Consider the following 780-nt stretch of genomic DNA (forward strand, 5'->3'; position numbering starts at 1 on the left):
ATATAACTTGTCACCTGCTATTGAAGCCATTGGCTATGGAAATCCAGATTCTCTCCACGCACTTTTGCTCTACTACATGCTCTCCTCACGTAGCAATCAACATGCTCTGGCATGGTTAGAAGGCAGCTACGCCCGTATCTTGTACCCTAAAGCAAACTTGACCTCTCAAAGGATCAGTGACTTGCTCGCTGAGATAGGGAGAGAGGACACAATGCAGCATTTCTTCCAGGCGTACCTGCCGCTACTTGGTTCAGACGTCAGAGAGGGGGCAAATATCCTGATTGATAGCACTGGCTTACCCAATAGTATTCATTTTCCACTGACAGCTGTATGCAACCACAATGGTATCATTTCTGAAGAGATCCGCCTCATCTACGTCGTGCAGCAAGGTTCTCGCCTTCCAATCTATATGCGCTACGTCTCTGGTAACATCGTAGATGCCTCCACGCTTGTCACGACAGTCAAAGAGCTCAAGGCTGTTGGTGTCAACACGAAGTTCGCCATCCTTGATGCTGGTTACCTCACAGAGGAAGGCATGAAAGAACTGACTGGCGAGAAGATATCCTTCATCACTCGCTGCCCGTCTAATCGACGTATTTACAAAGACTTGATTTCTGTTCACATGGATGGACTGGTAGCTTCGGAAAATCTTGCACTTGATTCAAACGGTCGCCTTTTCAACGGACGACGTGTTTATGTGAAGTGCGTGCCAGTCAAGGGGTATATGGGCATGGATCTCTATGCCTACATAGGCAAAGACATGACGACAGCTTCTCTGGA

1 protein-coding gene is annotated in these 780 nt (G+C 47.7%); it reads left to right on the plus strand.

All coding sequences use genetic code 11. The features are described 5' to 3' along the window. Nucleotides 1-780: transposase (locus tag B5F76_RS14330; RefSeq protein ID WP_144268522.1), on the plus strand; the 780-nt coding region annotated here is incomplete at both ends.

It is taken from the genome of Desulfovibrio sp. An276 (assembly GCF_002159665.1).
Lineage (GTDB): Bacteria > Desulfobacterota > Desulfovibrionia > Desulfovibrionales > Desulfovibrionaceae > Desulfovibrio > Desulfovibrio faecigallinarum.